The organism is Massilia endophytica, from assembly GCF_021165955.1.
GTDB lineage: Bacteria > Pseudomonadota > Gammaproteobacteria > Burkholderiales > Burkholderiaceae_D > Rugamonas > Rugamonas endophytica.
The window spans coordinates 2170233-2184044 of sequence record NZ_CP088952.1; the positions used below are offsets into that span (position 1 = coordinate 2170233).

Genomic DNA, 13812 nt, shown 5'->3' on the forward strand with positions numbered 1-13812 from the left:
ATTACTTCTTCGTTGAAATGGTGGGCTGCGCGGCGGCCTGGCCTTCGGCAGGCGTCACGCACACTTCGGCATCCAGCTTCGCCAGATTGGTTTCGCCAGCCTTGGCCTGCTGCGCCTTGGCGGCGGCGTCGATGGACACGCGGCGCATGTCATGGTGCATCTGCTCGCTCATGCAGACGGAGCCCGGCGTGACGCAGCGGTTCACGATGGCGTCGTACAGGTCATGGTCCACGTCCGCGTAGCGGCGCACGGGTTCGCGCTCGCTCGGCTTCTCCAGCTGCATATAGGCCGCGCGGGTCAGCGCGCTGCCGGCAGCCTTGGTTTTTGCCACGTACTCGTCGAAGTCCTGCTGGGTCACGCCGTGGTACTTGAAGCGCATGTGCGAGAAGCCCGCGCCGCTGTAGTTGGACGAGAAGCCGTCGTACACGCCAACCTTGTTCATCACCGCGTTCAGCTGGGTTTCCATGCCCGGCATCGCGTAGATCATCCCGGCCAGCGAAGGAATATAGAAAGCGTTCATCACGGTCGACGCCGAGATCTTGAACTTGATCGGGCGGTCGATGGGGGTCACCAGCTCGTTGACGGTGGCGATGCCCTGCTCCGGATAGATGAAGAGCCATTTCCAGTCCAGCGCCACCACTTCCACGATCATGGGCGCGGTGCCCGCGGCGACGGGACGGTTCTCGTCCAGGCGCTGGAGGGGACGGTAGGGATCGAGCAGGTGGGTGCTGATCCAGGTGATCGCACCGAGCACGATAATCAGCAGCAGGGGCACGCCCCAGATCACCAGTTCCAGCTTGGTGGAATGGTCCCAGTCCGGATCGTACTTGGCGGCGGTGTTATTTTTACGATAACGCCAGGCGAAGAGCAGCGTCAGGATAATGACCGGGACAACGATAAGCAGCATCAGGAGGGTGGCCACGATGACCAGGTGCGCCTGCTGCTGGGCGATATCGCCCGCCGGATTGAGCACCACGGTGTTGCAGCCTGCCAGCAGCACCAGTGGAAGAAGCAACAGTCCGCGCCAATGTTTCATATATTTCATGCAGTAAGTGCGCTACAGAGGGTGGAGATCGTGCTACTGTACCGGGACGGGCTTCTTTGCGGAATTGGACACATTGTCCCAGGCCGCGGGACCCGTGGAATAACGACTTAAAGAGAGACAGAAACATGGCCACACCGACTTCCATTGGCGGCGACATGAGCGCCGATTATCAGCCAAGTCCAACCAGCCAGGGCGCACGCAACGTCAACGCCCGCGATGGCCAGATCGCCCCCGGCGAGATCGCAGTAGGCGTCGTGATCGGGCGCGCTTCCGAGTACTTCGACTTCTTTGTATACGCCATCGCCTCCGTGCTGGTGTTCCCCTCCATCTTCTTCCCCTTCCAGGACAGGCTGGATGGAACGCTGTATTCCTTTGCCATTTTTGCACTGGCATTTATTGCAAGGCCTTTCGGCACCGTGACCCTGATGGCGATCCAGAAGCGCTTCGGGCGCGAGGCCAAGCTCACCATCGCCCTCTTCCTGCTGGGCGGCTCCACCGTTGGCATGGCCTTCCTGCCGACGTACGCGGAACTGGGCGCGGCCTCCATCGTCTTCCTCTCGCTGCTGCGCATCGGCCAGGGCATTGCGCTGGGCGGATCGTGGGACGGCCTGCCTTCCCTGCTCGCGCTGAACGCCCCGCAGCAGAAGCGCGGCTGGTACGCGATGCTCGGCCAATTGGGCGCGCCGGTGGGCTTCATCGTGGCCGCGGGCCTCTTCGCCTATATGCTCTCCGCCCTCTCGACGCTGGACTTCCTGGACTGGGGCTGGCGCTATCCCTTCTTCGTCGCCTTCGCCATCAACGTAGTGGCGCTGTTCGCGCGCCTGCGCCTCGTGTCCACGCCCGAGTATTCGCGCCTGCTGGACGAGCGCGAACTGGAGCCCACCAATCCGGTGGAGCTCACGCGCAGCCAGGGCCGCAATGTGCTGATCGGCGCACTCGCCGCACTGGCCAGCTACGCCCTCTTCCACGTGGTCACGGTGTTCCCGCTGTCCTGGGTCACGCTCTACTCCACGCGCTCGATCGAAGAATTCCTGTGGCTCGAAGTGGGAGGCGCCGTGCTGGCGATTGGCGCCATCGTGCTCTCCGGCCTCGTGGCGGACCGGTACGGCCGCCGCCGCACGCTTGGTTCGCTGGCCATCATGATCGCAGTGTTCAGCGGCTTCGTGCCCACGCTGATGGAAGGCGGTGAACTGGGCCAGAACATCTTCATCCTCATCGGCTTCTGCCTGCTGGGCCTTTCCTACGGCCAGGCGGCAGGCGCGGTGACGGCCAACTTCCAGGCCAAGTACCGCTACACCGGTGCGGCCCTGACTTCGGACCTGGCCTGGCTCGTGGGCGCCGCCTTCGCGCCGCTGGTGGCGCTGGGCCTGTCCGCCCACTTCGGCCTGGGCTATGTGAGCCTCTACCTGCTCTCGGGCGCCGTGGGTTCCCTGGCCGCGCTCAGCCTCAACCGCGCGCTGGAGATCCGCGACTAGGATTTCAGTCATGCGCTGACAGAAAATTGCGCCGCGTTCCTACGCGGCGCAGTTGTTTCAGCGGCTAACATGAACGCTCAAGAAAAGGAGAGCGACCATGTTTTCTCTGAACAAGTTGAGCCCGTCCATTACGGACATGATCCGCTTCGACCATTCCCACGTGCTGGTCACCTTCCACCAGTACACCGCCACTTCCCGCCCCAAGGTGAAGAAAGCCCTGGCCGAAACCATCTGCACGGCGCTGGAAATCCACGCCACGCTGGAGGAAGAAGTCTTCTACCCCGTGATCCGCAACCTCAACGGGCAGGAGCCGACGATCCAGAAATCCGTTCCCGAGCACAACGAAATGCGCCGCGTCATCGCCGAGCTGCGCGCGGCCGATCCCACGACCCGGCGCCACGACGAGCTCATCAACGAGCTCATGCGCGACGTGATGCACCACGTGGCCGATGAAGAGACGGTGCTGCTGCCCGAAGCCGAGCGCATGCTGGGCAAGGACCGGCTCGACGAGCTGGGCGCCGAGATGACGCGCCGCCGCATGCAGCTGGTGGCGCCGAAGGCCGGGTCGATTGCGAAGAACACGGCAGTGGGCTTCTCCGGCAGCACGGCAGCAGTGGTGGCAGGCTTGGCCGGGGTCGTCGTGGCCGCCAAGCTCTTCTCCCGCCGCCCCGCCGCCGCCTCCGCCTGATACGGCCAGGCCCGCCGGGGGGCACCGCTGTGATATCGTCCTGCCATCGACATCGACTGGACAATAACGAGTGGAAGCCCATAGCGCCGTGCCCCATCTGCGGGAAATCCTGATCTTTCTGCTGATGGCGGGCGTGCTCGTGCCGCTGCTGCAGCGCTTCCGCATCAACCAGGTGCTGGGCTTTCTCGCGGCCGGTCTTGCGGTGGGCCCCAACGGGCTGGTGCTGCTGGCGGACCAGTTTCCCTGGCTCGCCTATGTAACCATCGGCAGCCGCGACAGCGTGGCGGCCATCGGCGAACTGGGCATCCTGTTCATGATGTTCATGATCGGCCTGGAGCTCTCGCCCGCCCGCCTCTGGTCCTGGCGCCGCTGGGTGTTCGGGGCGGGCCTGGCCCAGCTCGGCGTGACCGCAGCCTTCCTCGGCGCCCTCGCCTATCTTTTCGGCAACCCTACAGGCGCCGCGCTGGTCGTGGGCCTCACCCTGGCCCTGTCGTCCACCGCCATCGTCATGCAGTTGCTGAGCAACCGGCACGAGCTGGGCTCCACCCTGGGCAAGGCGAGCTTCTCCATCCTCATGATGCAGGACCTGGCCGTTGTGCCCCTGCTGATCATGCTGCCGCTGCTCGGCCACGGCGCGGGCCTGGGCATCTTTGCCGCCATCGGTCTTGCCTTGCTCAAGGGCGCCATCACCATCCTCGCGCTGTATTTCCTCGGCGGGCGGCTTGTGCCGCCGCTGTATGCGCGGCTGGCCACCCGCCAGCATCCCGAAAGCTTCCTCGCCCTGACCTTGCTGCTGACACTGGGCGTGGCCGGTGTGACCGCCCTCGCAGGCCTGTCCATGGCCCTGGGCGCACTGCTGGCCGGACTGCTGCTGGCCGATACCGAATACCGCTTCGAGGTGGAAGTGCTGATCGAGCCCTTCAAGGGCCTGCTGATGGGGCTGTTCTTCGTATCCGTCGGCATGCAGGTGGACCTGCGCGAGATTCTGCTCAATCCGCTATGGCTGCCGCTGTCGGTGCTCGGCCTGCTGCTGATCAAGGCTGCCGTGGCGATGGGCATTCTGCGCGCAGGGGGCATGTCCTGGGGGCGCTCCATCGAAGGCGGCGTCCTGCTCGGCCAGGGCGGCGAGTTCGCGTTCATCGTCCTCGGCTATGCAGTCGCCACGGGCGTGCTGGAAGCGCCCGTCAGCCAGTTCATGGTGACGGTGGTCAGCCTGAGCATGTTCCTCTCGCCCGCCGTGGCCCGCCTCGGCACCCTCGGCGGCAAATGGGTGGACCAGCGCATGCCGCGCCCGAGCGAGCCGCCTGCCGCGCTGCCGCCTTCCGGCATGACGGAACACGTGGTGATCGCAGGCTATGGCAGGATCGGGCAGCTGATCGGCAAGGTACTCTCGCAGCAGGGCATTCCCTTCGTCGCCCTGGAGCAGGACTACCAGCTGGTGGGCACCCTGGCCAAGGCCGGGCATCCCGTGTATTCGGGCGACGCGTCCATGCCTGAATTGCTCGCGGTGGTGAACGCGCGGCATGCCGCCGCCGTGGTGCTGACGATGGACAATCCGCCGTCCGCCGTGCATGCCGCCCAGCGCATCCGCCAGATCTGCCCCGGCGTGCCCGTCTTTGCGCGCGCCCGCGACCCGCGCCATGCGGTGATGCTGAAAACGGCAGGCGCCCGCCAGGTCATTCCCGAAACCTTCGAGACAGGCCTGCAGCTGGCCGCCTTCGTGCTGGAAGCGTCGGGCGTGCCGGACAGCGCCGCGCAGGACCTGGTCGAGGCCCAGCGCGACGAGCTGATTGCCGCCTTCGAGCAGAAGGCTTCCTAGTCCATCTGCCCGTCCTGGTAGTACTTGCAGGACGGCGCCCTGCGCGCCGCTCCGGCGCACACGGCGCGCCTGCACTCCACGGCGCCCGGCACGCCCGGCCGCGGGCAGCGGCTGAACAGGTTGCTGTTATAGGATTCGGTGGCGGCCGCAGGCGCTTCCCTGCGCTGCACCGCCGGCGTGGCACGCCGCCGCTCGGGACGGCTCTCCATGTCGGCGCCCGATTCCGCGTCCACGCTGCCGCCGCTGCTTTCCGCAATATCCGCATCGTCGCCGCTCCAGCCGCTGCTGTCGTAAGCGGCCGCTGGCTTGCTGGCGGCGGTCGCCTCGGCCGGAACCGCATCCTTGGCCGGCGGTTGCGCTCCCGCCAGCGCAACGGCCAGCGGAGGAACAGTGGCAGCAGGAGGGGCGGCGGCTGGAGGGGTCTTCGCGGGCGCATGGGCCGAAGGCGCCGGTGCTGCTGCCGCGGCAGGAGCGGCGGACTGCGCCGCCGGGGGTTTGACTGCGGGCGGCCCCTGCCGCGCCACCACCCGCTCCACCCGCTCGATCTGGCGGCTGGTGGCAATGGACCTCGCCACATGCATGCCCGCCCACACCAGGAAACCGGCAATCGCAATGCCGATCACCCACAGCACGCGCGGCGACAGGCCGCTGTAGGGACCGGCAGCCTGATGTGTCGATTCATCATAGGATTCCATTCCCGAAACATACTGCGTTGCGGGAATTCGTGGCGCGGGCTTAGTGGGTCTGCAGCGAGTCCGGGAAGATGGCGCGGGCGGCGAAATAGCCGTGGCCGGCGCTGCGCTCCAGGCCTGCGCGGTCCAGGATATGCACGACGCCACGGCGGCACTGGATCAGCCCTTCCGCCTGCAGCTTGCCCGCTGCCGCGGTAATGCTCTCGCGGCGCACGCCCAGCAGGTTGGCGATGAGCTCCTGCGTCACCTTCAGCTGGTCGGACGGCGAGCGGTCCAGGCGCTCCAGCAGCCAGCGCGACAGGCGCTGCTCGATGCTGGCGTGGCGGCTGCTCACGACGTTCTGCGCCAGCTGGGCGAAGAGTGAGCTGGTATAGCGCATGAGCTGGTGCGCCAGCACGCCGCCTTCGTTGAACATGTCGCGCAGCGTTTCGGTCCTCAGGCGGTAGCCGTAGCCCGCCGACTGCACCACGGCGGTATTGCTGGCGCGCTCGCCCTTGTACATGGTCACGCCCACCACGCCTTCGTGGCCCACCATGGCGATCTCCGTGGTCGCCCCTTCTTCCGTCACATACTGGAGCGACACGATGGCATTGGTGGGGAAATAGGTGTACTCGATCTTCTCGCCGAAGTCGTACAGGTGCTTGCCGACCGGGAGGGACACCAGTTCCAGGTCGAGGAACAGGCGCTCCAGGTCCTGGCGCGGCAGGGCCCGCAGCAGCTCGTTCTGCTGGGCGCCGATAATGCTCACGGCGGGCGCCGCCTTGCGCGGCTGGGGCAGCACCGCCCTGGCTGGGCTCGGACGGCTTTCGACGAATTCTGCGTTTTGCATAATGCTCACCTTTGCAATGAATTGTTCTTTTGTTAGCCTTACTGTATTGCGTCGGCTTGCACAGCAGTATCGGAGCAGGCCAGCCCCTTGTGTAGTACAGGAACATAGCGGCATGTAATCTCTGTCCTACGTGAACTGGCGCACATATAAAGATGGGCAGATCGGAGACAATGGAACTTCCCAAGGGCAAGGTCCTTAAAAACTTTCTCCGAGTCAACCCATGAACGAATTCGCGCAAGTCTCCTACGCTCTGCAACGCCAGAAAGCCGCTGTCGAGCGGACGCTCGCCGCCAGTTCGCCGGAGGAGACCGTTGTCGCCCTGCGCTGGGCCGACGCCTGGCACCGCCTGGTGCAGGCCCGCCTGGACCGCGCGGAGCTGGCCCACCGCCTGCGCCAGCCGGTACGCTATTTCGACTACAAGCGCAACCGCCTCCTGCACTGATCCCCTGCTGCGTTGGCAGCAAAACTACGATACAAAGCCAGCTGGGCAATAACTGGTCAAAAGCACATGGGCCTGTGCTAGTATTCGGCAGCCCATGGCGATGCTCACCACAAATGAAGCCATTTCCAGGGCTCGTTATCCCTGGATCAATGGAGACATAGTGAGTATTTTCAGAACAAAAAACCTGGATGACATGGTGGCGGCAGGACGCGCGCCGGGCGGCCTCAAAAAGGTGCTCGGCCCCATGGACCTTATCTTTATGGGTATCGGCGCCATCGTCGGCACCGGCATTTTCGTGCTGACCGGCACCGGCGCCCTGACGGCCGGCCCCGCCCTCAGCATTTCCTTCGTCATCGCCGCCCTGGCCTGCGCCTTCGCCGCGCTGTGCTACGCCGAATTCGCCTCCACCGTGCCGGTAGCGGGCTCCATCTACACTTATAGTTACGCCACCCTCGGCGAACTCGTCGCGTGGATGATCGGCTGGGACCTGATGCTGGAATACGGCCTGGCCACCTCCGCCGTGTCCGTGGGCTGGTCCGGCTACTTCCAGTCCCTGCTCTCCGGCTTTGGCCTCGCCCTGCCGACCGTGCTCACGGCCGCCCCGGGCGCCGTGCCGGGCGTGGAAACCTGGTTCAACCTGCCTGCCCTGCTCATCATGCTGGTGCTGACGGCCATGCTCTCCTGGGGCATGCGCGAATCCGCCCGCGTGAACAACATCATGGTGGCGATCAAGATTGCCGTCGTGCTGCTCTTCATCCTGGTGGGCTTCCGCCACGTGCAGCCCGCCAACTGGCAGCCCTTCATGCCCTTCGGCATCAGCGGCGTGATGAGCGCGGCGGCCCTGGTCTTCTTCGCCTTCATCGGCTTCGACGCCGTGACCTCGGCAGCCGAGGAAGTGAAGCGTCCCGAGCGCGACCTGCCTATCGGCATCATCGGCTCCCTGGCCGTATGCGCCATCCTCTACGTGCTCGTGTCCGCCATCATGACCGGCATCGTGCCCTTCCAGAAATTCCTCGGCGTCGACCACCCCGTGTCGCTGGCCCTGCAATATGCGGGCGAGAACTGGGTGGCGGGCTTTGTGGACCTGGGCGCCATCCTGGGCATGACCACCGTGATCCTGGTGATGACCTACGGCCAGACCCGCGTCATCTTCGCCATGTCGCGCGACGGCCTGCTGCCGCGCAAGCTCTCCACCATCCATCCGAAGCACAGCACGCCTTTCTTCGCCACCTGGGTGGTGGGTATCGTGTTCGGCCTGATCGCCGCCATGGTGCCGCTGAACGTGCTGGCTGAGCTCATCAATATCGGCACCCTGGCCGCCTTCAGCCTGGTGTCCGTGGCCGTGGTCATCCTGCGCAAGAAGCGTCCGGACCTGCACCGCGCCTTCCGCTGCCCCGGCGTGCCGGTGGTGCCTGCCCTGGCGGTGGTGTTCTGCGTGGCCCTGATGACCTACCTGAGCAAAACCACCTGGATTGCCTTCGGTATCTGGCTGTTGATCGGCCTGGTGGTATATTTTGGCTATGCGCGCCACAATTCGGCGCTGAACCAGAAAGCCTGATGTACACCGCAGGTCCCCTGCGGGGGACCTGCTGCCTGGCCCGACAATGTTAACGAGCTTGTCGTTCTATGCTAATTGGGCGTTATGATCCTTCGCTGGTCCTCATCTCGATCGCCGTCGCGATCTTTGCCTCCTACACGGCGCTGAGTCTGGCCGGCCGGGTCCGGCAATCGAGCGGCTCCTCCGTCCATGCCTGGACCATCGGCGGCGCCTTCGCCATGGGCAGCGGCATCTGGGCCATGCACTTCGTCGGCATGCTCGCCTTCGAGCTGCCCATCCCCGTCGGCTACGACATGGCGCTGACGCTGCTCTCCCTGCTACTCCCCATCGTCGTCTCCGCGCTGGCCCTGCAGCAGATGAACGGCATGACTCTCGGTCCCCGGCGCCTCTTCTTCAGTGCCGGCCTCATGGGCTTGGGCATCGCCGCCATGCACTACACAGGCATGGCGGCCATGCACATGCAGCCGGTCATCGACTACGATCCCCTGCTCTTCGCCACGTCCATCGCCATCGCCATCGTGGCCTCGGCTGGCGCCATCTGGACCGGCAACCGCCTGCGCGAGAGCGCGCCGGGCGCGCGCCTGGCCCAGGCCGCGGCTGCCGTCATCATGGGCTTTGCCATCGTCGGCATGCACTACACCGGCATGGCGGCGGCCAACTTCCCGGCAGGCAGCGTCTGCCTGGCAGCGGGTTCGGGCATGAACCAGGACCATCTCGCCATTCTGGTCACGGTAGCAACCGTTTGCGTGCTGAGCGTGGCCCTCCTCGTGTCGATCTTCGATGCGCGGCTCGAAACACGCAACCGGCAGCTTTCCGCCACCGCCGCCACCGCCGAAGAGCGGCGCGCCCTCTACCTGCACGAACTGGAGGCGCGGGTGGAGGCAGAGCGCCTGAGCCACCTGAAGGACGAATTCCTCGCCATCGTGTCGCACGAACTGCGCACGCCGCTGAACGCCATCCTGGGCTGGTCGCAACTGCTGCTGCAGCAGGACGGGCAGGACAAGGACAGCCTGCGCAAGGGCGTGCTGACCATCGAGCGCAACGCCCGCGCCCAGGCCCAGCTGATCGACGACCTGCTCGAAATGAGCAAGATCATCTCCGGCAAGGTGCGCCTGCAGCTCAAGCCCTGCTGGCCGGGCGACTTCATCGGCGCGGCGGTGGACACCGTCCGCCCCACCGCCATGGCCAAGCGCATCCGCCTCGATGTGGACCTGGACAAGCGCGCCGGTCCGGTACTGTGCGACCCGAGCCGCATGCAGCAGGTCATGTGGAACCTGCTCTCCAACGCCGTGAAGTTCACCGAACCGGGCGGCATGGTCTGCGTGCGCCTGTACCGCGAAGGGCGCGGCATCGGCATCGAGGTGCGCGACACGGGCATCGGCATCCGCGCCGACTTCCTGCCCTTCGTCTTCGAGCGCTTCCGCCAGGCGGATGCCTCCACCACGCGCCGCCACGGCGGCCTTGGCCTGGGCCTCGCCATTGCGCGCCAGCTCGTTGAAATGCAGGGCGGCACCATCGGCGTAACGAGCCAGGGCGAAGGCCGGGGCGCCACGTTCAGCCTCACGCTGCCCGAGCAGGCGCCCCTGCCGGACTGGCACGTAAGCCGCTTCCCCGCCGAAGGCGCCGGCCACAAGGCCGAATCCGCGCCCATGCCCGACCTGGCAGGCCTCAAGATCCTTGTGCTCGACGACGAAGCCGATTCGCTGGAGCTGGTGCGCGAGATCCTGGCGCAGACGGGGGCCACCATCCTCTGCGCCCACCAGCCGCTGGAAGCGCTGGACATGCTGGCCGAATTCCGGCCGCATCTTCTGATCAGCGACATCGGCATGCCGGGCATGGACGGCTTCGAACTGATACGCCGCGTGCGCGCGCTGGAAGACGGCGCCGCGGCCAGCCTGCCCGCCATTGCCCTCTCGGCGTTCGCGCGGCGCGAAGACCGCAGCCGCGCGCTCGCCAACGGCTTCACCGACTACCTCGTCAAGCCCGTGACGCCTGCCCTGCTGCGCCAAGCCGTGGCACGCGCGCTGCGCCGGGAAAGCGCCGCGGGAGCGGGCAAGTAGATGGCGGATCAAAAACAGTCGCAGCTTCTCGGCGCCAACCTCGCCTTCACGGCAGGCTTTATCGACACCGTCGGCTTCATCGCCCTGTTCGGGCTTTTCACCGCCCACGTCACCGGCAACTTCGTGCTCATCGGCGCCACGCTGGCGGACTTCTCGCAGGCGGCCATCCTGCTCAAGTTCCTCGCCTTCCCTGCTTTCATCGCGGGCATTGTCGCGCTCCGCCTGCTGGTGCGCCAGCCAAGCCTCGCGCCCGCTGCGGCGCTGTGCCGAGCCTATGCGCTGGAAGCGCTGCTGCTTCTGGCCTTCATGCTGTGCGGCGTGGCGGCCACGCCCGTGGGTGATGCGCCGGGCGCGCTGGCCATGACAGCGGGCCTTCTGGGCACAGCCGCCATGGGTGCGCACAGCGCAGGCAGCCGCCTGCTGCTGCCGCAACTGGCGCCGACTTCCATGATGACGGGGAACGTGACCCAGTTCGCCATCGACTCCGTCGATATCGCGCTGGGCCACGCGGACGCCGAAACCCGCGCGCGCTGCACCAAATTCCTGTGGCCCCTGCTGGGCTTCTTCGCGGGCTGCATCGCAGGCGCCTTTGGCTACACCCGGTTCGGTTTCTGGTGCATCCTGCTGCCGCTCTGCCACATCGCCGCGCTGGCGCTCACCAGCCGGGGATAGCCGGAATGAGAAGCGCGGAAGATGACGTCGAAAACCGCCGCCCCGTCTGGGAGGCGCTTTCAGACATGTTTCTCGATACGGATGTTTCGCTATTCAGGGAAGCGCGTGTAGAAAAGCTGGCGGCATCGCCCTATTCGATCGGCGAACTCGAATCGATACTGGTGAACGAGGTATATCCTGTCTGCGCGGGGAACCTGTTGTCCATCGCAGGCGAATGGGCGGGTTTCGACGAAGGGTGGCTGCAGGAGAGAATACTTCGCCGCAGCCGTTCCCGTGGCATCTTCCACTTCCTCAATCCCGGGCGGCTCACGGTGCCGCTGTCGTTCGAATGGCGCGCGACGAAGGCGGGCATCGCCGCTGCGCGGCGGCTCCCTGACAATCATTAATCAAACGGAGAATTCATGGGCAAGAACCGGCTGGAAGCCTTCAGCGACGGCGTTATCGCCATCATCATCACCATCATGGTGCTGGAACTTAAGGTTCCGCACAGCCCGGATTTCGGGGCCCTGCTCACGCTGTGGCCTGTGTTCATGAGCTATGTGCTCAGCTTCATCTACGTCGGCATCTACTGGAACAACCACCATCATCTCATTCATGCGGTGAAGGAGGTCAGCGGGGGCGTCCTCTGGGCCAACCTGCACCTTCTGTTCTGGCTGTCGCTGATTCCCTTCGTGACCGCGTGGATGGGCGAGAACCACTTCCATACCGGCCCCACCATCGCCTACGGCTTCGTGCTGTTCATGTGCTCCGTGGCGTACGCGCTGCTGGCGCGGGGGCTCATCGCCAACCATCCCAGGAACGCCACGCTGGCGGACGCTATCGGCGGCGACCGCAAGGGGAAGCTGTCGATCGTCTTCTACCTGCTTGGCGTGCTGCTGTCCTGCTTCGTCGCGTGGCTGGGATTCCTGGTCTATTTCTGCGTGGCCGTGATGTGGCTCGTGCCCGACCGCCGAATCGAGGAGAAGGTGGTCGAGGAAATCGAACAGGAAGAGTCTCAATCTGGCCCGAACTGAGCCCCGCAGGGGAGTCGCGGGTATTTGACCTACACCAACAGCTGGCTTCCAGTGCCGAGGGACAATTGCTCCTCCGCTTAACCTGCACGGGAGGAACAAATGGCGCTGGACGCGTATCTGCACATCGAAGGAATCAAGGGCGAGTCCACCGACGAACGCCACAGGGACTGGATCGAGGTATCGAATGTCACCTGGAGCGTGTATCAGCCGAGAGCGTCGGTCGTTTCAACCGCAGGCGGGCAGACCGTAGGCCGAGCCGAGCTGTCCAACATCTCGTTCAGCAAACTTGCAGACCTGTCCTCACCTCTCTTGCAGCAGACCTGCGCGATGGGCAAGACCATTCCGAAAGCCAGGTTCGAGTTCATGCGGGCAGACGGAAACGGCCAGCCCATCAAGTACTATGAAGTCGAAGTTGAGAACGTCATGATTTCAGGTGTGACCCCGGCAAGCGGCAACGGCGGCATTCTCATCGAGCAGGTGCAGTTGGCATATTCGAAGATGAAATGGAAGTACACCAAGCAGAGCATCCAGGGAGGAATGGCAGGGAACACGTCCGGTGGTTGGGACTGCGCTGGTCTCAAGTGCGTTTGAAGGAAGCTGCCATGCCCCGCCCGGCCGTCTATCAAGGCAATCTGGAGGCCTTGCTGCTCAATTGGAAGGAGCAGGAAACGCCAAGTCTCGCGAGTGGAGAGTGTGCGAGACTCCCTCAGGTACTTACGGACGTGGGCCACACGAGCAGGTGGCACCGCGGCCCGAGAGTAGTGGATTCCCCCAACCTCCTTGCAGGTACGGTTATTGCCAACTTCAAGCTCAGGGATGGGAGATGGGTGTTCCCGAATGAGCAAGGCTGGCACGCCGGACTGTTCTACAGGTTTGAAGGAAGAAGAGTCATGTCTAATGGCCTGCCATGCGTGTTCTCGATGATCGATCAATGGCTGCACAAAGCGCCAGGCCTTAGGGGCCTTGCCATACTTCCTGATTGGTTCAGAGCAGAACACCCCAACAAGTATGTCCCCTCGAATCGGGCGGACGAGTTCTACGTGGTGCTGGTGCCATGAAGCGGGGCCTGCTCGGGGTACTGGTTCTATTTCCGATAGCTGCTGCGGCGCAGGAATATGAGTGCCCGCAGGTTTACCCGGAGCAGGCAACTAAGCTCGCCGGGCTACCGCCAAATCACGCTGGAAGCGGCCTTGCCAGAAGCGGGAGGCTATCGAACGCCTATATCCATATCGGCGCCCTTCATTCCGATCCAAATGGGTTCGACGCAATGCAGATCGTCCCCAGACGAATACGCGGCGGCTGGGAAACCGAAGACCGGTTCAAGCCACATGAGAGCAAATGGCTGGTATGCGAATATGGGGGAGAGCGAAGCAGCGCACATGAACTGCGCCACCGAGGTCTGGTGGAATGGTGGGAACAGATCGCCCCCACCGCCACCTACTGCGTACTGCGGTTCACCGAGCTCAAGCACGAATCGGCGGTCCCAAGTAGTTGGACCGCCAAGGCTAGCTGCATGTGA

The 13812-nt window shown here is 64.7% G+C and carries 15 protein-coding genes; 12 read left to right on the top strand and 3 right to left on the bottom strand.

Translation table 11 applies throughout. The annotated features are described in order from the left end of the window. Position 1: 1 nt before the first annotated feature. Positions 2-1045 carry a ubiquinol oxidase subunit II gene (gene cyoA / locus LSQ66_RS09645; RefSeq protein ID WP_231769563.1) on the bottom strand — a complete coding sequence of 348 codons (1044 nt, stop codon included), beginning with the start codon at positions 1043-1045 and terminating at the stop codon, positions 2-4. Between the two features lie 125 nt (positions 1046-1170). Between cyoA and LSQ66_RS09650 the strand changes: the two genes are divergently transcribed. From LSQ66_RS09650 to LSQ66_RS09660, 3 genes are all read left to right on the top strand, one after another. Then, complete coding sequence (locus LSQ66_RS09650) at positions 1171-2520, top strand: MFS transporter (RefSeq protein WP_231769564.1); 1350 nt, start codon at positions 1171-1173, stop codon at positions 2518-2520. A gap of 97 nt (positions 2521-2617) precedes the next feature. Beyond that, on the top strand, positions 2618-3208 hold the full coding sequence (locus tag LSQ66_RS09655) for a hemerythrin domain-containing protein (RefSeq protein WP_231769565.1): 591 nt from the start codon (positions 2618-2620) through the stop codon (positions 3206-3208). 70 nt (positions 3209-3278) lie between these two features. Continuing rightward, positions 3279-5027: a cation:proton antiporter domain-containing protein gene (locus LSQ66_RS09660; RefSeq protein WP_231769566.1), complete on the top strand. Its 1749-nt coding sequence runs from the start codon at positions 3279-3281 to the stop codon at positions 5025-5027. Here LSQ66_RS09660 and LSQ66_RS09665 read toward each other — a convergent pair. Both LSQ66_RS09665 and LSQ66_RS09670 read right to left on the bottom strand, forming a co-directional pair. Beyond that, on the bottom strand, positions 5024-5722 hold the full coding sequence (locus tag LSQ66_RS09665) for a hypothetical protein (RefSeq protein ID WP_231769567.1): 699 nt from the start codon (positions 5720-5722) through the stop codon (positions 5024-5026). The genes LSQ66_RS09660 and LSQ66_RS09665 overlap by 4 nt on opposite strands. Before the next feature lie 40 nt (positions 5723-5762). Beyond that, positions 5763-6548 (bottom strand): Crp/Fnr family transcriptional regulator, encoded by a 786-nt coding sequence (locus tag LSQ66_RS09670; RefSeq protein ID WP_231769568.1) that lies wholly within the window; start codon positions 6546-6548, stop codon positions 5763-5765. Between the two features lie 220 nt (positions 6549-6768). On the opposite strand from LSQ66_RS09670, the gene LSQ66_RS09675 reads away from it, so the two are divergent. From LSQ66_RS09675 to LSQ66_RS09710, 9 genes are all read left to right on the top strand, one after another. Further along, positions 6769-6990, top strand: a complete 222-nt coding sequence (locus tag LSQ66_RS09675) for a hypothetical protein (RefSeq protein WP_231769569.1) — start codon at positions 6769-6771, stop codon at positions 6988-6990. A 160-nt stretch (positions 6991-7150) separates the two neighbouring features. Continuing rightward, positions 7151-8548 (top strand): amino acid permease, encoded by a 1398-nt coding sequence (locus LSQ66_RS09680; protein ID WP_269449166.1) that lies wholly within the window; start codon positions 7151-7153, stop codon positions 8546-8548. A gap of 68 nt (positions 8549-8616) precedes the next feature. After that, on the top strand, positions 8617-10608 hold the full coding sequence (locus LSQ66_RS09685; protein ID WP_231769570.1) for an MHYT domain-containing protein: 1992 nt from the start codon (positions 8617-8619) through the stop codon (positions 10606-10608). Further along, positions 10609-11280: a YoaK family protein gene (locus tag LSQ66_RS09690; protein ID WP_231769571.1), complete on the top strand. Its 672-nt coding sequence runs from the start codon at positions 10609-10611 to the stop codon at positions 11278-11280. Between the two features lie 5 nt (positions 11281-11285). Beyond that, the gene (locus tag LSQ66_RS09695; protein ID WP_231769572.1) at positions 11286-11666 is read left to right on the top strand and encodes a DUF7079 family protein; all 381 of its coding nucleotides are present in this window, start codon (positions 11286-11288) and stop codon (positions 11664-11666) included. A 15-nt stretch (positions 11667-11681) separates the two neighbouring features. After that, a complete protein-coding gene (locus LSQ66_RS09700; protein WP_231769573.1) occupies positions 11682-12293 on the top strand; it encodes a TMEM175 family protein in 612 nt (203 codons plus the stop codon). Between the two features lie 99 nt (positions 12294-12392). Continuing rightward, complete coding sequence (locus tag LSQ66_RS09705; protein ID WP_231769574.1) at positions 12393-12884, top strand: Hcp family type VI secretion system effector; 492 nt, start codon at positions 12393-12395, stop codon at positions 12882-12884. 11 nt (positions 12885-12895) lie between these two features. After that, on the top strand, positions 12896-13351 hold the full coding sequence (locus tag LSQ66_RS24800) for a BPSL0067 family protein (RefSeq protein ID WP_407659597.1): 456 nt from the start codon (positions 12896-12898) through the stop codon (positions 13349-13351). After that, positions 13348-13812, top strand: a complete 465-nt coding sequence (locus LSQ66_RS09710; protein ID WP_231769575.1) for an STY0301 family protein — start codon at positions 13348-13350, stop codon at positions 13810-13812. Before LSQ66_RS24800 ends, LSQ66_RS09710 begins: the two co-directional genes overlap by 4 nt.

Bases quoted from the DNA above. Each gene is read 5' to 3' on its own strand.
- LSQ66_RS24800 (WP_407659597.1), top strand. From the start codon at position 12,896: ATGCCCCGCCCGGCCGTCTATCAAGGCAATCTGGAGGCCTTGCTGCTC.
- LSQ66_RS09690 (WP_231769571.1), top strand. From the start codon at position 10,609: ATGGCGGATCAAAAACAGTCGCAGCTTCTCGGCGCCAACCTCGCCTTC.
- LSQ66_RS09685 (WP_231769570.1), top strand. From the start codon at position 8,617: ATGCTAATTGGGCGTTATGATCCTTCGCTGGTCCTCATCTCGATCGCC.
- LSQ66_RS09665 (WP_231769567.1), bottom strand. From the start codon at position 5,722: ATGGAATCCTATGATGAATCGACACATCAGGCTGCCGGTCCCTACAGC.
- LSQ66_RS09650 (WP_231769564.1), top strand. From the start codon at position 1,171: ATGGCCACACCGACTTCCATTGGCGGCGACATGAGCGCCGATTATCAG.
- LSQ66_RS09710 (WP_231769575.1), top strand. From the start codon at position 13,348: ATGAAGCGGGGCCTGCTCGGGGTACTGGTTCTATTTCCGATAGCTGCT.
- LSQ66_RS09700 (WP_231769573.1), top strand. From the start codon at position 11,682: ATGGGCAAGAACCGGCTGGAAGCCTTCAGCGACGGCGTTATCGCCATC.
- cyoA (WP_231769563.1), bottom strand. From the start codon at position 1,045: ATGAAATATATGAAACATTGGCGCGGACTGTTGCTTCTTCCACTGGTG.
- LSQ66_RS09705 (WP_231769574.1), top strand. From the start codon at position 12,393: ATGGCGCTGGACGCGTATCTGCACATCGAAGGAATCAAGGGCGAGTCC.
- LSQ66_RS09675 (WP_231769569.1), top strand. From the start codon at position 6,769: ATGAACGAATTCGCGCAAGTCTCCTACGCTCTGCAACGCCAGAAAGCC.
- LSQ66_RS09655 (WP_231769565.1), top strand. From the start codon at position 2,618: ATGTTTTCTCTGAACAAGTTGAGCCCGTCCATTACGGACATGATCCGC.
- LSQ66_RS09670 (WP_231769568.1), bottom strand. From the start codon at position 6,548: ATGCAAAACGCAGAATTCGTCGAAAGCCGTCCGAGCCCAGCCAGGGCG.
- LSQ66_RS09695 (WP_231769572.1), top strand. From the start codon at position 11,286: ATGAGAAGCGCGGAAGATGACGTCGAAAACCGCCGCCCCGTCTGGGAG.